We start from the raw sequence: 23,932 nt of genomic DNA, 5'->3' as shown, positions 1-23,932 counted from the left end.
CGATACCCCGGAGCCGGGTATCGCAGCCCCCGAGGGACGGACAGTGACGCTTGCCGCGCTTTGGCTTCATGCCTCGCCCAAGTCGGGGGTTGACGATCCTGAGAGATGCTGCAGGAAGCTCGAATCGACTTCGATATTGCCCGTCAGACGCCATGCGCGGCGTTCGTAGGAGAGGTCGCCGGTCACTGTAAAGGGCAGTTGGCGCCTATAAGCCATTATTGCCCAGCCGTGATTCTCTCCAGTTAGTGGAACCTGGATTCGCAGAGTTTTGCCACTTACCTCCGCCGCTACGGTGATAATTGCTGATTCGTCGTCGCTGGGTGTCGCATCATCCCGTGTGAGTGATTTAACGAGTCCGACCAACGTCTCCCGTCGTACGGGCTCTTCTCTTCGTACGAGCCGCTCTCGAACTCGCGGGAGCTCGTCAATCACATCGCGGTCCAGGACAATGGTTGCGAGTCCTACGTCCGGCTTAGGTTCAGCTGCTGCCCATTGGAAAGACAAGTCCAGCGAACGAAGATGCTCGGGCTGCGACATATCTTCGAGCGATTCGACCAGCCCTGCACTTAGCCCAAGACTGCTTGGAAAATCGAGGGATTCCTGGTCCCATGATTGCGTCAGGCGCTTTGTGGTCTCAAGTCCTCTAGCCAGGGTTTCCATGACCCGTCGGGGAAAGACAATGCTTGAGCGCTCGGGGTCTTCTGCAGCCTGCGGGCCAGGGTCCCCCAAGCGTGTTACGACAGTAAACACAAAACTGCCACGCTTCGTGTGGCCAAGCCGTACATCTTCATCGAGAAATTCTCCCACTGCCGCTGGCCTGCGTCCCTTATGTGAGTGATGGGGGTCAGCGGTGGTGGTCGCTACTGCCTTCATCATCTTGTAAATAGCCTGCAGCGTCTTTTCGGCCTGCTGGAATGGGATTGTTCCGTCGATCATGCCTTGGTCGAGGCGAACAAAAAAGAGGTCCGCGCGTGTAGCGATGACGCCTTCCAGTAGCTGATTTGCATCCCAGTCGTGAATATGTCCTAGCGACTCGAGAGCATCCACGAAGCGCGGCATGAAATCTGCGAAGTCCGTAGCGAGCGGGATCATGATGCGCGGTGCGGTGGACAAGTGGCTCAAGCCGTAGCGCCAGACCTGACGAACTTCTGGCTGCTGATTCTCCAGTTCCCAGTCATGAGAAGCCAGGAACTGGGAGACAGCGAGAGGGGTCAACGCGGATGCAATGTCACGGAAACTGTCGAGTGTAGATCGGCTCACCGCGAACCCTCCTCTGCGTCCCCGATCGTTTTCATTATGCCCAAAAGTTGCTCGCCTGTGAACAGGTTTCGGCGTGGCAAATGTACCGTGCGATATTCCTTGATCGGCCCGTCGTATCTCAAGTTATCGGCAGACTCCCAGAACATGCGGCTACGCGTGAATAGTCCAAATTCGTCGGCTCGGAGCCATGGCTCTGGTTCGCGCGGGATAAGGAGTACACCGAGATAGGCAGGGATATACCGCTTTCCGCGCGTCAATTTCTGAAACGGCTTCGCCTTCATCTGCCAGGTCATAATGTCATCTTTGAGCAGATTTTCTTGATAAGTGCACTTAAGTTGAAGCTCGAACTGTGGACCGTAGTAACCGCGGTATTCCGTTGAGGAAACGATCGTAATGTCAACTCCCTCATAGTCAGTCTCGTGAGGTTTTATCGAGCATCCAGCGGCGTAAGCGATCATTCGCGTAAATGACACGCTGAAATGTTCTTGCAGTGCCGTAATAGGCACTTGCCCCTCTGCAAGGTCATCTTCACCCATGGCCTCTTCGAGGTCATCGGCCGGCATATATGCCCCTCCTATTGTCGCTGCCAGGGCCAAAGCACCCTAAAGTCTATTCATTTACGTACTCAGGCTTCGTCATACCAACGGCGGCCTTGGGTGGTGATGACAGGCTCGCCACCGGCGCCGCGGCGCCGGTGGCGAGCCTGATCCTGATTTTGCTCAGGCCAGTGCTTGCAGTACCTGCTGGCTGGCGAACGGGAGATTGTGAGAGATCACCATGTCGTCGATCAGATGGACCACCTCGTTCCCGGACTGCTGCGCGGCACGCAACTCGGCAGTTGGAGCCAACTCAGGGCTCAGCGGGCCGTGTACGCCCAAGATCCATCGCTGGTCACCGCGCTTTGCCAAGATAGGTGCGGTGACCGTTCCAACTCCCGTAACGTCGATCTTGTCCCTTCGAGTGAAGGAAATGTCGGGGAGCGCCCGGCTGTTGAGGTCCTCGTAGAGCTTGTCGGCCGATCGTTCGAGTCGCTCCTCGTCCAGACTCGGCGGGTTCCCGTTAATCAGGTAGCGCAGCAGACTGGCACCGACGTGCCGGTCGAGGAGGTTGTGCTCGAATCGGTTACGGAAGCTCCGTAGACAGCGGTAGCAGGACTCGTCGCAGTTCGCCGGGCATTCTTCGAGGCGCTCGAGCGTCCGTTCAAGGATTTCCACTCCGTAGTCTCTGACCCGTCGAACGAAGCCAGCTCCACCCGCGAGCGTGTCGTATACGTAGATCTCGGCTTCAAGGCCTTCTTTGCCGAGGGGAGTCAGTGCAGGACGGTACTCTGCCTGTAGTTCCGTCGCCTCAATATCAAGCCTTTGGGTCGCGGCGATCGTCAGAGCCTCAGCGACCGTACGGAGCGCGACGTGCGTCGACAGCAGAGCTGGCCTCAATGTGATTGGCGAGGCCACCTTCAAGCGAACCAGAAGTACATCCGAAATGAAGTCAGTCCCGAGTACCAAGCCCCGTGTTGAGGCTGTGCCTGGACAGTTCGGGGCCTTTTCATCGGGGTACGGCTTCTTGTGCGTACCGACGACCACCCCAGTCGCCGTCGCAGTTGGCTCGATTAGCCCGCAGCGCGTGCAGTAGGTGTATCCCTCGTTGCGTGGGCCGGTGTTGGTGACGAGCAGGGTTTCGCGGCGGTAGGTCTGTGCCAAGCGATCGGTGACGCGCTGCCAGGCAGCCTCCTCGGTTGGTCCGGGCGCCATGAGTTTGGCACGTGTGGCGTAACTGCGGGCCGGCGCGTCGTCTGGGCTTGTGCCCGGCGCCTTATCGGCCGGGTGCGCAAAGCCTGGCGGTCGCATCCAGTTTTTCGCCTTGCCGAATTTTCCCTCGGCACCGCAGGCTGGACAGTCGCGCTCTTTCCCCCGTTCTGCCGGGTCGTGAGGGAAATGCTTGGCGTAGTGGCATACCTGGCACTCGAAGTAAAGCAGTTTGTCTCGCCAGGCCTGGAAGCGTTCCTCTTGGACCGGTGCGTAGATGGCGCCGGAGGTCCACTCCTTGTTATCAACCCACACCACTTTGCCGGGTGCGTACTGGCTGAGGGCCACTGGGAGTCCCTGACTGGGTGCATAGTGGAACTCGGCCTTGAATGGCGTTGACCGATCGAGATCGAAGACGTGGAAGGCCACGACATCCGTCGGAAACGCATAGCGCGGCAGGACCCCCTTGTACAGCAGCCGATCAAGCAGGTTCGCCTGGCTCCGACGGGCGCTCGGCTCCTCGGCGCCGTCTTCGGCGGGGCCCTCTGCCTGCACCTCATCGAGCTCCGGTGCCGCATCGCCCTCGGAGGTAGCTGGCAGACTCCCGTCGAGATCGAGGTCAAGTGCCTTGTCGATCTCGCGGAGTGTGTTCGTGACGACACCGCTTAGAACGACTCTGCGGTCCGTCTCGCTCAGTTCACTGGGAAGCCATGATGCAATCTCCTCACGCAGCTTGTCTTCCTCGGACCTCAGCCACTCTTCCAAGTCGGTCCGATTTAGAGGAGAGGCTGTCCCGACGAAGTCCTCGATAGTGCCAAGGACTTCGAAGAGCTGCGGCTGGTCGTCAGGCTCGATCGCCGGCAGTCGATCCTGGTGATAGCGCTGCAGCAAGTAGGCGATAACGTGGCGCCGCGCGATTTCGTCGTTGTTCATCGTCAGCACTGGGTCGTCGACTTCGCCGCGGATCATGAGCTCTGGCTGACGGAAGTAGTGGTCGTCGTGTGTGTCGGCGCTCCCGAAGGCCAGTACGGTGGCGACAGCGTTGCCCCGACGTCCCGCCCGCCCTGCGCGCTGCTGGTAGTTGGCGCGTGACGGTGGCATGTTGCGCAGCGCGACGCCGGTCAGGCTGCCGATGTCGATGCCAACTTCCATGGTGGTCGTGCAGGACAGAACGTCGATGGCGGCGCGTGACTGCTCTCCTTGGCGGGTCAAGCCGAGGTCGACGTCTTGGAACAGCAACTCGTGTTCTTCTGCTTTGGAAAATACGGCGTCGGACTGGGCGGCATTGAGCTGTGCCGTGTGCTCGGCGGCGATGATGCTCAATGGAGGCTCGGGCGGTTCACTCAAAGCCCGGGCCGCACTGGCACGGTAGTAGCCCTTCCGGGCCTGGAAGACGGGATCGGTGTCGGGATTTAGCGTGCGAACGCGGTCGTGCCCGCAGTTGACGCATCGGGTTGTTCCGGGAAACGGCCGCTGCGTGAAGCGGCAGCGTTCGCAATATCCCCAGAGCCCGCCGAGTTCCAGGGCAACGTTCTGGGCCAACAACCGAAACTTGCCGGCCACTGGTTCGCAGAAAGTTGTGAGCAACATCTGCAGCCAATCGTCCGCAAACCTCTTCCTCGCCGCCTTCGAATCGAGCCAACGCTCGATTGCTTGGAACTTACCCGCGTGCTGTTTGACGCCGCCCTTTGTCCTCCACCAGTCGCCTTCGGTCATCGACGGAAACCAGATACCCCGGGTCGGGGTGTTCCATTGCGCGAGCCACAACCGAACAAGCGCAAGTTTGGCGTCGGCACTGCTTGCGACCCCGTCGATGTCCGGTAGTTCCGTCAACAATGTATCGGTGAGGTTCGCTCGCTCACGGAGGGATGCCAGGCCCAGGGACGACAGCCCGTAGTACTTGTCCGTTAGCGTCGCGTACATCGCCCTCAGCAGCGACTGCGGCGGATTGGCGGTGGTGAGTAGTGGCACCAACTCGGCGGGATTGCCCGAGAGCGCACCTTTGTCGATTGCCTTCGCGACCGTGTCCACGACATGGAGCGTTTCCATGGGGCGTAGCTCCGGACGCAGCCGCACCGACAACACTCGCGCTCCGACCATGACGGCCACGTACAGACGCTCCAAGCTGAGCGAGGGTGCCAAGAACGGTTGATTCGTCAGTTCTTGCCATCCGCGCAAGATCAGGGGGCGAATGACGTCGCGCATCGAGTAATTCTGCAGGTTGGGTGCCAGCCGTGCGGCAACCTGCCGGGAGTCGGAGAACGCCAGCACCTTGCGACCGCGCAGCGGCGCAAACTCGGTGTACGGCTGGATACCCGGTGGTTGGACCTCGAGTTGTCGTGTGACCAAGGCTTGGAACGGCTGGTCACCCTTCGTCTGGTGATCCTGCACCGATGAACGGCCGAATCCGGCGAGTTGCCCGCAGACACCGCAAGGCTTGAACTCTCCGTTCGCCTCCGCCTCACCATCACCGCCATCGTCATCACCCCTGACGACTTCTCCTCCTCGAAGCCGAGGAATGAAGACACTGCGGACGCGGGCGCCGAGCTCTTCCGGATTGAGCCGGCCGGTAACGAGATCGATGTCGGCGGGTTCGACATCGCCATCGGAGGGGTCCTCAAGCAGTAGATCGAGTGCCTGGAGCTCGGGGATGGAACCCGATGCGGACTCGAACGATCCCCCCGGCTCGTGCCATAGGTACGTCGGCTCGCTTACGTCGTCGGTATAGGTCCGTGCGTAGGCGGATCCGCAGTGCCTGCAGGTGTACAACTCGAAGACTCGTGCGCCACATCCGCAAGTTGCCCGCGGCTGGGCGTAAAGCTTTCCAACCGGCCCCGGCTCAGGGTGTGCTTCCCGATCAACCTTCGGGCAGTCGGGGTCGAGACACGCCCACAGCCCAGGGAGCCCACGAAAGAACGCGTGCACGCGACATGGCAGCAGGCCCGCGTCATCCGCAGACCGTCGCGCCGCGCTACCGAGTGCCACCAGGGAAGAAACTGCCCTATCGGCAACCTCTGTCTCAACGGTCGGGAAAATGAGTGAGCCCAACTCATTTACCGGTTGTGCCCGCTGCATTGTCTCGTTGACGAGCAGGTTCATGGGGCCAAATCCACTGAGAGTATCGTGCAGCAGTTCACCGACCGTGGCGCCCTCTTTCACGGCAACCTTCCGGTAGTCCAGAAGACCCTGAACGGCGGCGATGCGGGCCTCGTCTCCCTCGCCTTCGTAGAAATCGTGCATCGGTACGGCAGCGAGAGCTTGAGCGTCCTGGAGGCTTCCAGGAGTAGCAAGTCCCCGGAGGGCGAGACGACCTTCTACGGTCTTGAAGTCGCCCTCGGACTTGCCGCTCAACTGCGCAGCGAACTGACGCGCGTACTCAGGGCTCGCGAAGCTCGCACTCGTACAGATCACCTGTAGCTGCTCGGGGGCAATCCCAAGCCTTGCGCGAAGCCGGCGCAGCAGGAGAGCAACCTCGGCGCCGGCCGCGCCGCGGTAGAGATGGGCCTCATCGACGACCAAGAGGAACTTCTCGTCAGGGTTGTTCGCCAACCAGGCCCGCGTCGCGTCGAACACGGGTCGCTCGAGCGGGCGCATCAACATGTACTCAAGCATCGAGTAGTTCGTGATCAGGACATCCGGAGGTGTGCCGAGCACCTCATGGCGCGTCAGGAGTTCGGGATCGTTGGGCTGAAGGACGGCACGGACGAACTTGCCATCCTTGTTCTTCCAACGGGAGCCACTTTCGCCGTACCAGGCCTTCAGATCTGGCTTGGCCGGCCACTTGCCGCGCGATCGCAGCTTGTTGATGAGACCCTCTGCCTCGCCGTGCCCCTGTGACGAAGGGGCATCTGCCCGGTTGATGAGGTCAACGTAGAAGTCCCCGATCGACCGAAGCCGGGCCTGGTCCTTCTCGACCTTCCGTACGCCGGGGTACAGGGTTCGGCTGGTGTAACGGGCGAAGCGTGCTGGACGGTCAGCCCAAGCGCTGAATTGGGCCGTGACGCGCGGATCGCCGAGCAGGAGTCGAAGACGACCCAACTGGTCATTCACCAGCGCGTTCATCGGATAGAGAATCAAGGACCGCACAGCCGGAGCTGCGAACGACTCAGGCTTGTTCGCCGCCTCCGCTGCAAGCTTCGCCAGCATCGGCAGGAGAAACGACTCCGTCTTTCCCGAGCCGGTGCCGGTGGTGATCGCCAGGCTTAGGCCATCCCGAGTCGTCCACTCAAGTGCCTCAGCTTGATGGGTGTAGGGCGGGTCGTACAACAGTGGCTGCAGGTCACCCTCGGGTGTTGTCAACCTGGCGAAGAGCGCTTGTGCAGATGCGGCGAGTTCGAGATCACCAAAACCTCGGTCCGTCTGATAGCGGGGAGTGCTCTCGATGAAGGGCGCTCGGAACAGTACGCCCTCCTGTTCGAGCAGCACACGACGCTGATCGATCACGGTGGGATGCCCCACGTGATAGGTCGCCTCGATGTAGTCCCGAAGTGCAGCCTGAATCTTGGTGATCGTCTCCGCGATCGTTGGCGTTTCCACTGTCACGCCACCCCTCCCTCTTCTCTGACGTGCATCCACAGCATGTCAGTGACGAACGTTGACATCTGGCTGATCGCCGAGACGGGAACCCGGTACGAGACCAATGCGCCTCTTGCCCGTGAGACGGGGGTCCCCACGAGTTCGAGGTAGCGTTGAGCCCACCCGGGCACAGGTCCGAATAAGTCCAACATTCGGCTCTCGGGCGCCCCCGTAGCGGACCGGACGTGCATCGTCTGCGGGTTTCCCATCACGGCATCGATAGCGGCCTGGAATCGCCACGCCTCGTCGCACGCCGGCCCATCGGGGGGATCAACTGGCAGATCCACAAGTGCGCGAGGCACGCCACGCTCAATCCGTACAAGGCACCACAGGTCTGCACCGTAGGCCTGGGGACGGCGGGCAACAAAGTCGCCGGAGTCGCCGCCCGCAGGTGGCCGCCAACGACCGCGGTAGTAGCGACCTGGTGCCCCAGTATCGATGATTGTTAGATCGCTGACTTGGCCAGACTCTGCCGCCTGGTCCAGACGCTGATGCATCGCAGCGACGACAGCGGCTGCACGATCCGCGCTCGGGTGTTTGAGCCAGTACTCGCGTCGGATCTCATGCAGACCAGCGGCATGCATTCGGGCAGGGCCCTCCTCGGGGTCTAGCTCTATGGACCGCGTGTGGCCCTCATAGAGCACCTCCGCGCCCACAGACTCATCCACGAGCGGGGACGCGTTGGGGCGTACGCCTAGCAAGAGGTACTGCCCAGGAGCTTTCTCTACATACGAGGGAGGAGCCAGGTAGAGCTGGCGACTGCCACGATCCTGTTGGCGGGGGAGTTCGACCAGGTCACCCATCGACACCAGGAGACCTAACTGTTCAGCGACCTGGCCCCGAGTGATCGAGCATGACTCGTCGAGCGGGCCAATGGCCTCAAGGACGGCTTCGACGAGTCGATGCGGCGTCGCTGGACACAGGAACGAAGCGGCGCGGCGAAGAGAGGCGCATATCCCTTCTGCGGAGAACAGATCCGTAGCCGTCTCGTCCAACCCCAAGGCACGGACCGTGCGTTGAGTGGCACTGGAACCACTGACTGGAGCGATGTTCATCGGCTACCTCCGACAACCGGCTGACTCGAGGCCTCTCGTAGCTCCTCAATCCCGAGTACCGCGAATCGAGCTGCGCGAATGAGCACAGGAGAATGCAGCACGCAGCTCAAGAGCCGGTCTAGTTCTGTCTCGTCCCAACCGGCCAGAGAGCCCGGTCTGGTCACAAGAGGAAGCAGGAAGTCCGCCGCGGTGTGCGGATCGTCGATGCCACTAGCTGCAGCGACGATGCGGATCGCACGGGCGAATCCCTCGCTCAGCGCTGTCTGCGAGTTCTCCCATTCCCAGAGGTGGCGGGCAATTTGCTGAGCCGCAGCACGCTGCATCCGCGCCTGCCCTACAAGTTCCCGCATTTTGTCCAGCACATCCGGCGTCCTGCGACCTCCAATAGGAGCACGTTTGCGCTCCAAGTGAGCCCACCTGTTTCCGGCTGCAAGACACACAAGGGTCGTCGTGACCTCGTGGAGTACCTGTTCTCGCTGATGATGAGCGAATGGATCTGCTGGCACATCGGCGTCAAGCCAGCGACGGTGACCCACGATTAGTTGCTTCATCTCGAAGAGAGGATCGCCCGCGTATCGGATAACCGGATGGTTGCTTGGTCGCTGACGTAGCTGGTTTGGATCGGGTGGCAAGACGGTGGACGCGGTCACATTGCCAGATGTCGCCTGAAGGAGTCCGCCACTCATTGGGACGGCAATTGGTCGACCAGAATCGCAGCGCTGGCCGGACAGGGGTGTCTCCACCGGAAAAAGGAGCACCTGTGTGTCATTCGTGTCTGTCCGATCGATAAGTCGTGCTTCATGCTCGCCATTGCGTCGCTTGGTAAGCACCCAGCGGAGCGGATGGAAGCCACGTTCGCAGACCAGAGAGGCGAAACCAACTCCGCTCCGGGACACCGAAACTTCGCATGACTCGGCTTCGTCGTAGGCGGCGAGTAGTTTTCTCCTTTGCAGTTCCTGGTCCGCCAGCCTTCTCCAGGCGCTATCGCTGAAAGGGAGAGAAATGCTGTGATGTGCCTTTTCTAGCGAATTTCCGGTATCGTCACGCAATGCGATCAGTAGTTCCGCCTTCGTGTCTGGCGGACCGTCGATTGAGAGGCTTGCCCGGCCATCCCAGAGCTCGGTCAGTTTCGGACGCGCTGGAGTGGCAAACAGTCGGATGCCTGCTCCCTCCGTAGCTTCATCTAGGCTCGTGTGAGGGTCGCGGATCGTAATCGAGAGTGAACCACTAACACCGGCCGCGCCCACCTCTGAGTTCAAAAGCGTAATGCCAACCTCGTGAGTGCCCACGGTGAGGTCCTCAAGGGCAAATATCAATTCAGGCCCGTCAGCTGGCCACTGAAGCACAATCGGGTGTCCGCCATCGACGGTCACTGCACACATTTCTGTGGCCCGATTGGATCGCACCGCGAGCAGGGCCGGCTCCCCGGCTAGCCACTCGACAGCACCTTCCCCGTCCCAGGAACCGGGGACGAGTCCGACCGGTCGAATCGATACCTCTGTTACCACCGACAGCTCGGCTGCCGCAAGCTTGGCAATTTCCGCTTCGTGGATAACTTCGGGCATTATTAACTCGAAGGCGTGTATTCCTTCAGCCAGTACTGTCGCTTTGTTGATGTGCGGTACTGCGGGCGGTTTGCTATCGAGTTGGCCGACCAAGAAATATTCGTGACCTGGGCGCACGAATTTTCCCTTGACCTCTATAGCCAGTCCGCCCAGGTGCTTTCGGAAAACCCACCACGGGCCCTGAGTGATGGAGCAATTCTCTGCGATCAGACTGTTCACGACCGACGAGCCCCGCTCCAGTTGGATGATGGGGTTCTCGGGTCGAGGCCATGTGGACAAGGCTACTTCGCCCGGGTACAGAAGTTTTCCGCTGGGAAGAGGTTTCCGGAGTCCCTCAATTTTTGGTCGGAGAGTCCGAAGTTCCTGACTAATTTGGTTCTGCCGACCTTGCAGCGGTGTGAGATTAGGAAGGTCCAAGTAGGGGCGCCAGCCGCTGCCCTCCTGTCGTAGGAGAAGTTTCGGGTTGGTGACAGCTGTGAGTGGCTGTGCTCGGTTCGCGGGCCCTATACGCGAGTTCACGGGGAGAAAGCCCCTTGAACGTACCAAGTTGGCCGATTGCTTGGCGCGGGTCAACCAGGTTCGTGATTGTCGCTCGTTGGTAAGGTCGTCAACAAGGCGAGTGAGTGTCGATTGCACCAAGTACGGGGAGTTCTCGTCGTCGCCTGAGAGCATTGCGGCAGCCACCTGGCCGAGGAGGCTCTGGTTGCTGCAGAAGATCTGGAAACGCTCACTATATCCACCCGTGCGCGAAGCCAGGCACGCGCCCAGAGCGTTGGGATCGCTAAGAAGATTTGCGGTCAACACCGCGCGCGATTCAAACAGAAGCTGCGCCAACTGCCGTTGAAGATCGGCTGGCATGATGGCGTGGGTGATTGGCCAGGCAATGATGTTAAAGTTGGCCGCAAACCCTCCCTTTGGCTCGGCCCCACCATAGTCGGCTGCGAATTGCTTGAACCACTGCTTTATGCGCTGGCGGTTGGTCGCCACGCTCCAGCCAGGACTGCTTTCCCAGCCCGGTGTCTGCTGGGCGAAGAGCGGCCAGTACTCATCGCCAACGTACCTATAGCCGATCTCTGCCGCATATACTACAAACGGCAACCACCAAGTGCGGGAGCGAGTATCAAGTCCCTCACTGACAGCCCCACGCACCGCAGCTAGAAGCAACTCGAATTCGCTACTGCTGAGGCCATGCTCCAGCGCAAAGACAGGAGCCGCCGGGTGCAGCGCCTGACGGTGTTCGTGGAGGGTCCTGAAGTGGTCATGCAATCGCATGTGTAGATACTTGAGGATCTCTACCGAACCGTCATGTGCCGTCCCCCTCACGCTTGGTGCCACCTCTCTCGGGTTTTGCTTTGCCGTAGAGACAGTGTCTGACAAGGCGCCCACACTTAGGGGAGCGTCGTGCAAGATCGACTCCTGAGGGTGGTACCTGACGTTCTCGCGTGCAGCATCACCGGCAGGCGTCTAATGTGACAGGCGTGTCTCCTGACAGAGAGTACGCTGGAGATGGCGGAGCGTCGTGCGCCGGGACCCGCTGCCGGGGCTTCTGTCAGTTGACGGGTGCGCTGCCTTGGGGAGAATGAAGAGACGGTGTCGAGCGCCTGCTCGCATTGTTAGATGACGACAACCCGGCTGTAGGCAGGTAGTTGGGTCGCTGTCGGGGACTGGAGTGTCACTGGCGGCGACCAGGGGAGCGCAAGGGGAGCGCGGACGCCTTTGGACAGTGCAACACGGGGTGCGACCAGCGGGATCGCGACATGTGCTCTGATCTGGAAAAACGGGATCTTGTGCGATCGCGCAGCACAACCCGGCACGACCTCTATCGGTCTCGTAATGCGTAGGTCTCGGGTTCGAATCCCGAAGGCGGCTCCATTGGAACCCCGGGTCACCCGTCCGTGACCTGGGGTTTTCTGTTGCTCGGGGGCGGGTGGGTGAAGGACTGGTGGCAGTGGTGGAGCAGTTTTCGTAGGGCCGGGTTGGTTGTCGAGGGCCAGGTCAGTGAGAGGACTGGCTCCGTGGTGATGTCCTCTATTCGGCGGGTTGTCAGGGCCGGGCGGTGCTGGGCGGTGAGGGACTCGGAGAGGATGGCGACGCCGAGGTTGCGGATCGCCAGGTCGGCGATCGCGGTGGGGGCGACGGCCTGGAACGCGATCTCCGCGTTGACGCCTGCCGCCGCGCACGCGTCGTCGAAGACCTTCCGTACTCCGGAGCCGGGCGGCAGGCTCACCACCGGGTAGGAGGTCAGGTCCGCCAGAGTGATCTGGGGTTTCTCGGCGAGCGGGTGGTCGGCCGGCATGGCGGCTACCAGGGGTTCGCGGATGATCTCGTACGCCTCCAGGCCCGGCGGGGGTGAGCCGGAGGTGCTGACCAGGGCGATGTCGGCGCGGCCCGTGCGCAGGCGCTCGATGAGGCGGTCGGAGGTGTCCTCCAGGAGCACGATCTCCACGCCGGGGTGTTCGTGGTGGAAGGCGGACAGCGCGTCGAAGAGCGGCGTGACCGTGCACGCGGTGACCATGCCGACCACGAGCCTGCCCCGGATGAGGCCGGTCACCTCGTCCACCGCCTGGCGCACCGCGTCGACGGCGGCCAGCGCCGACCGGGCGTGCCGCAGTGCGGCGGCCCCGGCGGGGGTGAGCCTGACGCCGCGGCCCGAGCGGTCGAACAGGGACGCCCCGAGGTCCTGCTCCAACTGCCTGATCTGAGCGCTCACTCCGGACTGGCTGATGTGCACGCGCTCCGCGGCGCGGGTGAAGTTCTCCTCCTCGGCCACCGCCACGAAGTATTCGAGCTGCCTGAGTTCCATGCCTGGTGATTCTGGTGGGGCGCCGTCGTGGGTGCCAGCCAGATCTGTTGCTTCTGGGTGCCAGTAGTAAGGGGAGTTGGACTTGGCAGTACTCGCGCGATCAAGCTTGGTGGTGGGGGAAAACAGCCCTGAGCGGCCCTGAATGGCCCCGAGCAGCCATGAACAGTTTTGAATGAGAGGTTCGTTGTGTCCGAATATGAGAAGGCTCTTCGGCCGGAAGACATCACGCGTCTGTTCGTCGAGCGCGCCAACAAGGGCGATGCCGCCGGTGTCGCGGAGCTCTACGCGGAGGACGCCGTCGTCGCCTATCCGCCCGGGCAGATCACCGAGGGGCGCGAGGCCATCCGCAAGCTGTGGGAGGTCGCGATGACGCGGAATCCCAAGTTCGAGCCGGAGGAGCCCCTTCCGACGTTGGTCAACGGTGACATCGCGCTCACCTCCACCGCGCCGAAGGACGGCACGGGTGCCCGCGCCCAGGTGGTGCGCCGTCAGGCCGACGGTTCGTGGCTGCGGATCCTCGATCAGCCCGAGTTCGTCCAGCCCAAGTAGGCAGTCGGCGCAGTCGGCGCAGGGGGCCTGGCGTCATCTCGCCCAGCGCTGTGACGCCTTGCCGGACTGGCACGTCGACGCGGATACGCCGCCGCCGTATGCCAGGTCGAGGCAGCCGCCGTTGCTGGTGCTCTTCAGGGTGCCGCCCGAGCCCCACCGCCAGAGGCGTGCGCTGCCCTGCGTGCAGTCGCCGACGAAGACCGCCTGGCCGAGCATGTTGGCGACCAGGCAGGAGCCGGACTGCTTGTTGACCACCTTGAAGCTGTTGTTCTCCGCGCTCACGGTCTTCCAGGACGCGCTCGCGTCGCCGCAGCTCCCGTCGCCGGCCGAGCCGTACACCTGGGTCAGGCACGCGCCGTTATCGGCGTTCTTCAGCCGGAAGGGGCCCGCGGACGGGGATGACGGTGAGTCTCCGGAGCCGGAGGAGCCGGAGGAGCCGGTGCCGGTCCCGGTGCCGGAGCCGGTTTCGGAGCCAGTGTCGGTGTCGGTGCCCGAGGAGCTTCCGTTCGACGAGGCTGAGTCTGGGGCTGACCCTGGGCTACGGGAGTCGCCGTTCCCGGTCGCTTCGTCCTTTTGGGCGGAGCTGTTCTTGTCGCCGGATCCTGCCCCCTCCCGGGGCGACTTGTCCTTCTCCTTGGTGTCCGTGCCGTTCTTGTCGTCCTTGTCGTCCTTCGGCTTCTTCGAGGCGGGCTTCGACGAGTCGGCGGACGGCTGCCCGGGGTCGGCCGGTGCCGTGACCGCGGCGGACGGCGTCGAGCCCGACGCGCGGTCCGGTTCGGTGACGTACGGCAGGTTCTGCAGGGCGAGGGTCGTGCCCGCGGCGACCACCACGACGGGGACGGCGGCCATGACGATGCGTGTACGGCGCCGCTCGCGCCGTGGTGGCCGGGCGTCGGGCGTGGTCTCCGCTACGGGAGCGGGGGCGGGGGCGGCAGTCGGTTTCGGGGTGGCGGGGTCAGGTATGTGCGCCGGTATCCGTTCGGCGAACGCTGCCCGCTCCCGCAGCGGCTCCAGCACAGGGCCGGGCCAGACGGGGGAGGCAGACGGGCCGCGTCCGTCGGCCAGTTCGACCAGTTCGGGGGCGGTCGGGCGGCCTTCCGGGTCCTTGTCCAGACAGGTCGCGACCAGCTCCGCCAGTTCGGCGTCGAGCTCGCGCAGCGGCGCCAGGTCGGGCTCGTCGTGCACGATGCGGTAGAGCGGGCTGCCCTCGCCCGCACCCTCGCCCGCGTCCGTGAACGGCCAGCGGCCGCTCGCCGCGTACCCGACGAGGAGCCCCAGCGCGAAGATGTCGGACGCGCTGGTCAACCGCCGCTTTCCCGAGGCCTGTTCGGGGGACATGTACGCGGGCGTGCCGACGACGAGCCCGGTCTGCGTCAGCTGGCTCTGCTCGGCGGCGCGGGCGATGCCGAAGTCGATGAGGGTGACGCCGTCGAGGGTCAGCATGACGTTCGACGGCTTGAGGTCCCGGTGGACCATGTCGAGGCCGTGCACCGCCGTCAGCCCCGCCGCGGCCTCCCGCAGCAGCAGCCACAGGGCGTCGGCGGGCAGTGCGCCGCCGCGCTGCCCGACCGCCTCGGAGAGGGTGATGCCGGGGACGTACGCGGTGGCGAACCAGGGCGGTTCGGCGGTGCGGTCGCTCGCGAGGAGGGGTGCGGTGGCGTCGGCGGGCAGCCGGCCGAGGTTGTCCATCTCCTGGCCGAAGCGGCGCAGGAATCCGCGGTCCTCGGCGACGACGGACGCCAGCATCTGTTTGACGGCGGCGTACTGACCGTCGACGACGCCGAGGTACACCCGCCCCATGCCGCCGGCTCCCAGCCGGCCCACCAGCGGCACCTGGCCGATCCGCCGCGGGTCCTGCGGGCGGAGCGGCTCGGCGCCGCTGCCTGTCAGGTCGAACCCGCCGTCGTCCTCCGGGCCCCTGCCCGCCCCGCCGGTCCTGCCGGTTCCGTTGGCCCTGCGGGTCCCGCCAGTCGTGCCGGTCCCGTCTGTCCCGCCTGCCCCGTTCACACTCTCCCCGTTCACCGGCCCCCCGTGGCCGGACCCGCGCACAGTCTGGCCCATTGATCCGCCGAATTGGAAGAACTTTCTAGAATCTCCTTTCTAGAATTGCATTCCTCTTCCGCCTGCTCTTCCGCCTGCTTCAGTCCACTTCCAGGGGCTTTACGCTGGTCACCACGATGAGTCCCAAGCAACAACGCGGCGCGGAAACCGCCGATCGTCTTCTGGCCGCGGCGCTGCGCGTGTACGCGGAGTCCGGCGAACAGGGCGTCACCGTCAACGCGCTCAGCAAGGCCAGTGGGGTCAGCCTCGGCAGCCTCTACCACCACTTCGGCAGCGTCGACGGCCTCATGAACGCCCTGCTGCTGCGCTGGCTCGGCCGGCTGCTCGGCGAGCTGACCACGGCCGTGGAGCGTTCCCGCACCGCCAGGACCGGCGTCCGTGCCATTGTGCGGGCCTATCTGGCCTTCATCCAGGAGCACCCGGACGCGGCCCGGCTCCTGCACTCCTCCTACGCCGACCGGCTCGGGATGGCGCAGGCCAGGCAGCTCCGCGACGCGCAGGAGGCGAGGCTGTCGCCGCTCACCGACTGGGTGCGGCTGCACGTCGCGTCGGGCGAACTCGCCCCGCTGCCGGTGCCCATGGTCGAGGCGCTGGTCATGGGGCCGGTCGTGGCGACCGCGCGCCGGTGGCTGTCCGGCCTCGACGACGTCGACCTCGACGACGCCGCGCAGGTTCTTCCCGACCGCATCTGGCGCTCGCTCAGCCCGTGAGGCGGTTATGGGGCTCTTGGGACGGGGAGCGATCGACCATGACCGAGACCGAGACTGAGATAGACAGTGCTGATGAAGTGGCCGCGCGGCACGGGTTGCGGCCGCTGCCGGTCGAGGGTGGGTTGTTCCGGCGTATCTGGGCGGGGCCGCCGGACGCGGACGGGCGCCCCGCGGGGTCGGCGATCGTCGCACTGCTGACCACGGCGGCCGGTGACTTCTCCGCCCTGCACCGCCTGCCCATCGACGAGGTCTGGCACCTCTACGAGGGTGATGCGCTGGAGCTTTTACTCCTCGCGGCCGACGGCAGCGACCGGGTTGAGGTGCTGGGTGCCGGAGGACAGGTGCAGTTGGTGGTTCCCGCGGGGACGTGGATGGGGGCGCGCGTCAGGGCCGGCGGGCGGTACGGGTGGGCGCTCTTCGGGACGACCATGGCGCCCGGGTTCGTGCCCGAGGATTACGAGGGCGGGGACGCGGAGGAGTTGAGCGCCCGCTATCCGGGGCGCGCCGGGCTCATCCGGGAGCTGTGCCGGCCCGGGGAACCGTTGCGGATGGGAGGAGAGGGTGGCGGCGATGTCTGACAGGGCCGGTAGCGCTTCGTTGCGTGGTGTCGAGTCGGTGCGTGACCGGAGTTCAACGCCTGACGTCACCCCGACGCGTGACGAGACGCTGCCCGGGATGGGCGGGCGCGTCGCCCTGGTCACTGGGGCCAGCGGGGGCATCGGCGCCGGCGTCGCCCTCCGGTTCGCGCAGGCCGGGGCCGCGGTCGTGGTCCACTACCGGCGGGGTGGGGAGCGGGCCGAGGAGCTGGTCGGGCGGATCGTGGCGGCGGGCGGTGCCGCCGTCGCCGTAGCGGCGGATCTGACGCGCGAGGAGGAGTGCCACCGCCTCGTCGCGGAGGCGCACGCCTGGCGCGGGCGCCTGGACGCGCTGGTCAACAGCGCCGGGATCCAGCCGGTGCGGGAGCTGCCGGGCATGACGGCCGCCGAGTGGCGGCAGCTGTCCGAGGCGAACGTGACGAGCGCGTTCTGCTGCACGCAGGCGGCCGCCGAGATCATGGCCGGACAGGACGGCGGCGGTACGGTCACGCACATCGCGTCCATCGAGGGGTCGACCCCCGCCCCCGGCCACGCGCACTACAGCGCGTCCAAGGCGGCCCTGATCATGTTCGCCCGCTCGGCGGCCCTGGAGTACGGGCCGCGCGGCATCCGCGTCAACAGCGTCTCGCCCGGACTCATCGACCGGCCCGGTCTCGCCGAGGACTGGCCCGACGGCGTGGCGCGGTGGGGCCGGGCGGCGCCGCTCGGGCGGCTCGGGCGGCCCGAGGACGTCGGTAGCGCGTGCGTGTTCCTCGCCTCGGACGCGGCGTCCTGGATCACCGGGACGGATCTAGTGGTGGACGGTGGGGTTGGGGCGCGGCCGAGCTGGTGACCGCACGGTCCGCGTTCAGGTTCGGGTTCAGGTTCAGGTAGGCCAGGACCGCCAGGACGCGGCGGTTGTCGGTGTCGGAGGGAGGCAGGCCCAGCTTGGGGAAGATGTTGCCGATGTGCTTGGCGACGGCCTTCTCCGAGATGAACAGCGCCTCCGCGATCCCCGCGTTGGACCGCCCCTGCGCCAGACATTCCAGCACCTCGCGCTCGCGCGCCGTCAGCGTCGCCATGGCGGCGTCGCGGCCCTTGCGGACGAGGAGCCGCGAGACCACCTCCGGGTCCATCGCGGTGCCGCCCGCGGCGACGCGCTCGATCGTGGCGATGAACGCGGCGCCGTTCGAGACCCGGTCCTTCAGTACGTATCCGACCCCCTCCGAGCCGGTGGCCAGCAACTCGTGGGCGTACAACGGTTCCACGTACTGGGAGAGCAGCAGGACCGGCAGCCCCGGCACCCGCCCGCGGGCCGTCACGGCGGCGCGCAGGCCCTCGTCGCTGAAGCCGGGCGGGAGCCGGACGTCGACGATCGCGATGTCCGGCCGTGACTCCGGCCGTGACACCGGCCGTGACGCTGACCGCGCGTCCGGCAGTGGATCCGTGAGTGCGGCGAGGAGGTCGGGGCCGTTGTCGACGGCCGCCACGACCTCGTGCCCGAAGGCGGTGAGGAGCCGGCTGAGGCCGTCCCTCAGCAGGAAGTGGTCTTCGGCGAGGACAACGCGCACGGCACCTCCAACGTCACCATGGTCGGTCCGCCGGGCGGGCTGCTGACGGCGAGTACGCCGTCGAAGGTCGCCAGGCGCTGTTCGATGCCGCGCAGCCCCGAGCCGCGGGACGCGTCGGCGCCGCCTCGGCCGTCGTCGGTGACGGTGATGCGGAGGGTGCCCCGGCGGTCGGCCGCGGCCATGGCCGTGGCAGTGGCCTCGGTCCCGGGCCCGGTTACGGTCTCGGGCTCGGTCTCGTGGCGGATGTCGATCCAGGCCCGTTCGGCGCCGGAGTGCTTGGCGGCGTTGGCCATGATCTCCGAGACCGCGAAGTACGCGGCCGACTCCACCGGTGGGTCGAGACGGGCGGGCAGCTCGGCGACGACTTCCGTCGTGAGGGGGCTGAGCATCGCCAACGACCGTACGGCGTCCGCGAGTCCGCGGTCCGCGAGGACGGGCGGGTGGATGCCGCGGACCAGGTCGCGCAGTTCCTGGAGCGCCTTGGTGGAGTTCTCGCGGGCCTCGACGAGCAGGGCGCGCACGGCCTCCGGGTTGGATTCGAGGAGGTGCTCGGCGGCGTCGAGCGTCATGCCCATCGCCACCAGGCGGACCTGCGCGCCGTCGTGCAGGTCGCGTTCGATACGGCGGATCTCCGCCATCTGCGTGTCTACGGCGGCGGTACGGGTGGTGGTGAGGTGGTCGATGCGGTGCGCCATCTCGGCCATCTCCGCGCGCAGTTCGGCCTCGCTCGGGGCGAGCATGGCGCGCAGGTACCGCTCGTGCAGTCGGAGGGCGCGGGGCGCGGCCCAGAAGTAGGCGAGGGGGAACTGCAGGGCGCCGAGCACGCCCGCGATGACGGCCGTCGGCCAGTTCTGCACCGGCACGAACAGGTACCAGACGCTGTCCCACTCCTGGGAGAGCCGCACCCCGAACACCGCGGTGACCAGGCCCCACACCCCGCTGAGAAGTAGCGCGAGCGGCCCGAGGGCGATCAGGCCGCCGACGCACGGATCGATGCCGACCCAGCGCCGGTCGCGCCACACCTGCCCCTGCTTGCCGGCCAACTGGGCCCGAAGCGCCAGCCCTTGGCCCGTGGCGGGCAGCTCGGGGTAGGGGGCGGGGAAGTCCCTGCCCGACCACTCCTCGGCCAGCTCGCGCTGCCGGTCCGCGAGCTTGCGTACGCTCCTCATCGCGGCCGGGAGCAGCCGGGCGGCCGGACCACCGCCGAAGAGCTGTACGTGCGCCACCCAGAGGGAGACCCAGAGCGCCCGCACGGACAGGGCCCAGAGCAGAAGGGAGCGTGCGAAGGCGCGGCCTGGGGTGGCCGTGATGGTGGGTGTGGGCGATTTGGGTAGGCCGGATGGCGCGGTGCCCTGTGTGCTGCGTGGTGTGGTGCTCTGTGTGCTGCGTGGTGTGGTCATGACTTCCCCCTAGCGCCGTGAACTGCGGGTTTCAGCGCGGCGGCCGTCCGCGGACTCATTATGGAGCGGGGGCGGGACGGAAGTCGGTGGTGAAAACTCCCCTCTTCGGCGGTGGGTGCGGGAGTCGTCATCGGGTGACGCGGGACAGCCACGTACGGACCGCGGCGTTGAACTCTTCGGGGCGTTCCAGGTTCGGCATGTGGGACGCCGATTCGACGATGTGCAGGGTGGAGTCCGGGAGAGCGGCGTGCATGGCCTCGGCGTCGGAGACCGGTGTGAACGCGTCGTCGCGGCCCACGACGACGAGCGACGGGACGTCGACGCGGGTCAACAGGTCGCGGTAGTCCAGGCGTTCGGCCCGGCCTCGCAGGGCGGCGGCCGCGCCCTCGGGCGGGGCGGCGAGCATCATGCGGTGGACGTACGCGGACGCCTCCGTGTTGTACGGCGCCACCATCTTGTCCCGCACCTCGTCCGCGTACCCCTTCATGCCCTCGGCCAGGAGGCGGTCGGCGGCGGAGTTGCGGGAGACCTTGCCGTCCGGGGTCTCGGCCGCGGGGAAGGTGTCCGCGAGGAGGAGTCCGGTGATGCGCTCCGGGAAGAGGCGGTAGCACTCCATCACGATCTGGCCGCCCATGGAGAGACCACCCAGCGCGAACTGCCGTATGCGCAGGTGATCCATGAGGGCGGCGATGTCCTCGGCGAAGGTCGGGAAGCCGGTGATGCGGGTGGCACCGCTGGGGACGGGGACGACGGTGGACGCGCCGTAGCCGCGGAGGTCCGGGGTGATCACACGGTGGGTCGCGGCGAGGGCGGTGCGCTGCGGTGCCCACATGGAGCGGTCGAAGGGGTGGCCGTGGATGAGCACGAGTGGGCTGCCGGGGTTGCCGTCGGCGCCGCTGCCGGTGTCGTCGTAGCCGATGGTGATCCCGTTGAGCTGTGCGGTTGCCATGCGGGGAGGCTAAGTGCGGGGGGCGGGTGGGGCAACGGGTTACGGGCGGCGCTCACCGCCCGGGCCGGTGGGTGTGGGTGTTGCGGGCAGCGCTCCGGCGGGGGCCGGGGGCGTTTCCGTGGTCGCGCCAGTCTTGCGGGCACATATGAGCATCCTGTCAGGCCGCTGTCCGGATCCCGTTTGCCCGGCCTGAAGCCGGCTCGGCATGCCTATCCTCAACGCCATGTGCGCTTTTGTCCTGGTCGCGGAGGACGACGAGAAACAGGCCGAGCTGGTCCGCCGCTACCTGGAGCGCGAGGGTCACACGGTCACCGTCGTCCACGACGGTTCCGCCGCCCTCGCCGAGGTGCGGCGCCGGCTGCCGGACCTGCTGATCCTCGACGTGATGATGCCCGGCACCGACGGCCTGGAGGTCACCCGGCTCCTGCGGGACGAGAACGGGTCGGCCGAGCTGACACGGCTGCCGGTCCTGATGCTGACCGCCCGCACCACGGAGGACGACCTGCTCGCGGGCCTCGACACGGGCGCCGATGACTACCTCACCAAGCCGTACAGTCCGCGCGAGCTGATGGCCCGGGTACGGACACTGCTGCGCCGCGCGGGCGGCATCCGGCCGCCGCTGCCCGACGCCGACCGGCGGATCCTGCGCGTCGGCGGCCTCGTCGTCGACCCGCTGCGGCACGAGGTGACGGTCGAGGGGCGCCACGTGGACTGCACGCCGGGCGAGTTCGACCTGCTCACCGCGCTCGCCGAGGAGCCGGACCGGGTCTTCACCCGGCCGCAGCTCCTCGACCGCATCCACGGCTCGTCCGGCTACATATCCGCCCGCACGGTCGACGTGCACGTCCTCAATCTGCGCAAGAAGATCGAAACCGACCCGCGCCGTCCCGAGCGGCTGGTGACGGTCTTCGGGGTGGGATACAAGCTGACGGGTGCGGGTGCGGGTGCGGGTGCGGGCGCTGGGGCTGGGGCTGGGGCTGGGGTGGCGGCGCCGCGTGGTGCGTGACGTTCCGCTTCGTAAGAGTCTGCTGGCCCGGCTCCTCGCCGTGTCCGTACTGGTCTCCATCGGCTCGATCGCCGCCACCGCGTGGCTCGCGGCGCAGACCACGTCCGGCGCGCTGCGGCAGGAGCAGGGGCAGGTCCTCGCCGATGACGCCCGCATCTACGACAGGCTCCTCGGCGTCGGCGCGAGCGCCCCGGAGTGGCGGGGCGCCGACGAGGCGGTCCGCGAACTGTCCCGGCAGACCGGCCGCCGTATCGCCCTGACCACCCAGGACCACAAGGTCATCGCGGACTCGGCGTCCCGCCGCACCTCCCTGCCCCCGACGGCGTCCGCCGTGCTCGATCCCCTCTCCGTGGACGCGAGGCTCGCACCGGGTCGCGTGGACGAGGACACGGCGGCCGACCGCATCGACCCGCGCGCGGTCGGCCCCTACCGCCTCCCCGAGCAGGAGCGCAGGGCCCTGAAGGAGGCCGCCGACCGGAGCGCGGCCTGCCTGACGGAGCTCGGCATGAGCCCCACAGTTGTGCCCGGGACCGGTGGCCGTCCCTTCGTCCGACTCGACTACCACTCGGGCGAGTTCATGGACTCGCGCTGCCGCATGAGCCTGCTCGACGTGCCCACCGCGCACGAGCAGAAGGCCCTCGACAAGCTCAACTCCCTTGCCGACGCCTGCATGAGGCGGCGCGGACTCGCCCCCGTACCGATCAGCCTCGACCTGACCGCGCGGTCAGGTCCGAAGCCGATCGGCGCCGCTCCGACGGCGGTGCCCGTGGTGCCCCGCGAGACCCCGCCGATCGACCCTTCACCCGCCCCCGGCCGTGCCCCCGATCCCGCCTCCGGCCTCTCCCCCGCCTACCCCGAGCCGACTGCGGGTGACCGGCCCGCGGGCGACCCGGCCGAGGGTGAGCCGGTCGCGGGTGAGCCTGCTGTGGGGGATCCGACCGCAGCCGCCGTCACGTCCTGCGTCGACACCGCGCGCCGCGAGCAACTCGGCCCGTACGTCTCCTCGCCCGCGCTGCTCTTCATCACCAGCTCCGACGGCACGCGCAGCACGCCCGGCTTCAGCCTCTCCCGGGCCAACACCATCCGCCTGGCCGGGCTCGCCGCGGCCGTCCTCGCCGTCACGGTCGGTGTCACCGCGCTCGCCGCTGCCCGGCTCACCCGGCCGCTGCGCGCGCTCACCACCGCGGCGCGGCGCATGAAGGCGGGCGAGCCGGACGAGCCGGTCCCCGCGCGGGTCACCCGTTCCGCGGGTGAGATCCACCAACTCGCCGCCGCCTTCAACGACATGGCGGCCCACCGCAAGGCGCTGGAGGAACAGCGCAAGGCCATGGTGAGCGACGTCGCGCACGAACTGCGCACCCCGCTGTCCAACATTCGCGGCTGGCTGGAGGCGGCGGAGGACGGTGTCGTCGACACCGATCCCGAACTGGTCACCTCGCTCCTCGAAGAGGCCCTGCTGCTCCAGCACATCGTCGACGACCTGCAGGATCTGGCGGCCGCCGACGCCGGTACGCTTCGGCTGCACCGCGAGCCGGTGCGCGCCGCCGAGATCGCCGAGCAGGTGGCGGCGGCGCACCAGGCGCGGGCGGACACGGCCGGGGTGAAGCTCAGGGCCACCGTGTTCGGGGACCCGTGGGTGACGGCCGACCCGCTGCGGCTGCGCCAGGCGATCGGCAACCTCGTCTCCAACGCCGTACGCCACACCCCCGAAGGCGGCAGCGTCCGCATCAGCTGCCGCACCACGTCCGACGCGGTGCTCATCGAAGTCGCCGACACGGGCACCGGCATCGCGCCCGCCGACCTGGCGCACGTCTTCGACCGCTTCTGGCGCGCCGACAAGTCGCGGACGCGGGCGACGGGTGGCAGCGGTCTCGGCCTGTCGATCGTGCGGAAGCTGGTCGAGGCGCACGACGGGACGGTGGATGCGGAGAGCGTGCCGGGGAAGGGTTCGCTCTTCACGGTGCGGCTGCCCGGGGCGTAACGCGCGGGCGGGCAGCGAGGCCGAGAGGGGGGCCAGGCACAGGGGGGGGCAGGGTGAAAGCCCCGGGCGGTCACCTCCGCCGACCGGGGCTTTCTCTGCCTCCGGACCCAGCCGCGGCGGCGACACT

General features: G+C 66.4%; 15 protein-coding genes. 6 read left to right on the top strand and 9 right to left on the bottom strand.

Annotation, left to right across the window (positions count from 1 at the left end):
- Positions 1-66 precede the first annotated feature (66 nt).
- The 5 genes from ACI2L3_RS04510 to ACI2L3_RS04490 form a co-directional block, all read right to left on the bottom strand.
- On the bottom strand, positions 67-1,260 hold the full coding sequence (locus tag ACI2L3_RS04510) for a hypothetical protein (protein WP_404750818.1): 1,194 nt from the start codon (positions 1,258-1,260) through the stop codon (positions 67-69).
- A complete protein-coding gene (locus ACI2L3_RS04505; protein ID WP_404750817.1) occupies positions 1,257-1,823 on the bottom strand; it encodes a DUF4365 domain-containing protein in 567 nt (188 codons plus the stop codon). Before ACI2L3_RS04505 ends, ACI2L3_RS04510 begins: the two co-directional genes overlap by 4 nt.
- Positions 1,824-1,979: 156 nt before the next feature.
- Entirely contained in the window at positions 1,980-7,547 is a 5,568-nt protein-coding gene (locus tag ACI2L3_RS04500) for a DEAD/DEAH box helicase (protein ID WP_404750816.1), read from the bottom strand.
- A gap of 1,084 nt (positions 7,548-8,631) precedes the next feature.
- A complete protein-coding gene (locus ACI2L3_RS04495) occupies positions 8,632-11,472 on the bottom strand; it encodes a hypothetical protein (protein ID WP_404750815.1) in 2,841 nt (946 codons plus the stop codon).
- 613 nt (positions 11,473-12,085) lie between these two features.
- The gene (locus ACI2L3_RS04490) at positions 12,086-13,003 is read right to left on the bottom strand and encodes a LysR family transcriptional regulator (protein WP_404750814.1); all 918 of its coding nucleotides are present in this window, start codon (positions 13,001-13,003) and stop codon (positions 12,086-12,088) included.
- A gap of 186 nt (positions 13,004-13,189) precedes the next feature.
- Between ACI2L3_RS04490 and ACI2L3_RS04485 the strand changes: the two genes are divergently transcribed.
- Positions 13,190-13,552 (top strand): YybH family protein, encoded by a 363-nt coding sequence (locus ACI2L3_RS04485; RefSeq protein ID WP_404750813.1) that lies wholly within the window; start codon positions 13,190-13,192, stop codon positions 13,550-13,552.
- A gap of 33 nt (positions 13,553-13,585) precedes the next feature.
- Here the strand turns inward: ACI2L3_RS04485 and ACI2L3_RS04480 are convergent, their stop codons facing one another.
- Positions 13,586-15,559, bottom strand: coding sequence for a protein kinase (locus tag ACI2L3_RS04480; protein ID WP_404750812.1), 1,974 nt, complete (start codon positions 15,557-15,559; stop codon positions 13,586-13,588).
- 170 nt (positions 15,560-15,729) lie between these two features.
- Between ACI2L3_RS04480 and ACI2L3_RS04475 the strand changes: the two genes are divergently transcribed.
- From ACI2L3_RS04475 to ACI2L3_RS04465, 3 genes are all read left to right on the top strand, one after another.
- Positions 15,730-16,323, top strand: coding sequence for a TetR/AcrR family transcriptional regulator (locus ACI2L3_RS04475; RefSeq protein ID WP_404750811.1), 594 nt, complete (start codon positions 15,730-15,732; stop codon positions 16,321-16,323).
- A gap of 38 nt (positions 16,324-16,361) precedes the next feature.
- Positions 16,362-16,901, top strand: a complete 540-nt coding sequence (locus ACI2L3_RS04470; protein WP_404750810.1) for a cupin domain-containing protein — start codon at positions 16,362-16,364, stop codon at positions 16,899-16,901.
- Positions 16,902-16,998: 97 nt separating this feature from the next.
- Positions 16,999-17,751: an SDR family NAD(P)-dependent oxidoreductase gene (locus ACI2L3_RS04465; protein ID WP_404751321.1), complete on the top strand. Its 753-nt coding sequence runs from the start codon at positions 16,999-17,001 to the stop codon at positions 17,749-17,751.
- Here ACI2L3_RS04465 and ACI2L3_RS04460 read toward each other — a convergent pair.
- The 3 genes from ACI2L3_RS04460 to ACI2L3_RS04450 form a co-directional block, all read right to left on the bottom strand.
- A complete protein-coding gene (locus tag ACI2L3_RS04460; protein WP_404750809.1) occupies positions 17,696-18,469 on the bottom strand; it encodes a LuxR C-terminal-related transcriptional regulator in 774 nt (257 codons plus the stop codon). The two genes, ACI2L3_RS04465 and ACI2L3_RS04460, sit on opposite strands and share 56 nt — an antisense overlap.
- A complete protein-coding gene (locus tag ACI2L3_RS04455) occupies positions 18,433-19,869 on the bottom strand; it encodes a sensor histidine kinase (RefSeq protein ID WP_404750808.1) in 1,437 nt (478 codons plus the stop codon). The genes ACI2L3_RS04460 and ACI2L3_RS04455 overlap by 37 nt, the downstream gene beginning before the upstream one ends.
- A gap of 127 nt (positions 19,870-19,996) precedes the next feature.
- Positions 19,997-20,818 carry an alpha/beta fold hydrolase gene (locus ACI2L3_RS04450; protein WP_404750807.1) on the bottom strand — a complete coding sequence of 274 codons (822 nt, stop codon included), beginning with the start codon at positions 20,816-20,818 and terminating at the stop codon, positions 19,997-19,999.
- A 223-nt stretch (positions 20,819-21,041) separates the two neighbouring features.
- On the opposite strand from ACI2L3_RS04450, the gene ACI2L3_RS04445 reads away from it, so the two are divergent.
- Both ACI2L3_RS04445 and ACI2L3_RS04440 read left to right on the top strand, forming a co-directional pair.
- Positions 21,042-21,824 carry a response regulator transcription factor gene (locus ACI2L3_RS04445; RefSeq protein WP_404750806.1) on the top strand — a complete coding sequence of 261 codons (783 nt, stop codon included), beginning with the start codon at positions 21,042-21,044 and terminating at the stop codon, positions 21,822-21,824.
- Complete coding sequence (locus tag ACI2L3_RS04440; protein ID WP_404750805.1) at positions 21,814-23,805, top strand: ATP-binding protein; 1,992 nt, start codon at positions 21,814-21,816, stop codon at positions 23,803-23,805. The genes ACI2L3_RS04445 and ACI2L3_RS04440 overlap by 11 nt, the downstream gene beginning before the upstream one ends.
- Positions 23,806-23,932: the final 127 nt, after the last annotated feature.

Origin of the sequence: Streptomyces sp. NPDC029674, assembly GCF_044903205.1 — a bacterium.
GTDB lineage: Bacteria > Actinomycetota > Actinomycetes > Streptomycetales > Streptomycetaceae > Streptomyces.
The sequence above is the reverse complement of the archived record's forward strand: the minus strand, read 5'-3'. Positions and strand labels throughout refer to the sequence as shown.

Bases quoted from the DNA above. Each gene is read 5' to 3' on its own strand.
- ACI2L3_RS04505 (WP_404750817.1), bottom strand. From the start codon at position 1,823: ATGCCGGCCGATGACCTCGAAGAGGCCATGGGTGAAGATGACCTTGCA.
- ACI2L3_RS04495 (WP_404750815.1), bottom strand. From the start codon at position 11,472: ATGCGATTGCATGACCACTTCAGGACCCTCCACGAACACCGTCAGGCG.
- ACI2L3_RS04490 (WP_404750814.1), bottom strand. From the start codon at position 13,003: ATGGAACTCAGGCAGCTCGAATACTTCGTGGCGGTGGCCGAGGAGGAG.
- ACI2L3_RS04475 (WP_404750811.1), top strand. From the start codon at position 15,730: ATGAGTCCCAAGCAACAACGCGGCGCGGAAACCGCCGATCGTCTTCTG.
- ACI2L3_RS04470 (WP_404750810.1), top strand. From the start codon at position 16,362: ATGACCGAGACCGAGACTGAGATAGACAGTGCTGATGAAGTGGCCGCG.
- ACI2L3_RS04465 (WP_404751321.1), top strand. From the start codon at position 16,999: ATGGGCGGGCGCGTCGCCCTGGTCACTGGGGCCAGCGGGGGCATCGGC.
- ACI2L3_RS04455 (WP_404750808.1), bottom strand. From the start codon at position 19,869: ATGACCACACCACGCAGCACACAGAGCACCACACCACGCAGCACACAG.
- ACI2L3_RS04450 (WP_404750807.1), bottom strand. From the start codon at position 20,818: ATGGCAACCGCACAGCTCAACGGGATCACCATCGGCTACGACGACACC.
- ACI2L3_RS04445 (WP_404750806.1), top strand. From the start codon at position 21,042: ATGTGCGCTTTTGTCCTGGTCGCGGAGGACGACGAGAAACAGGCCGAG.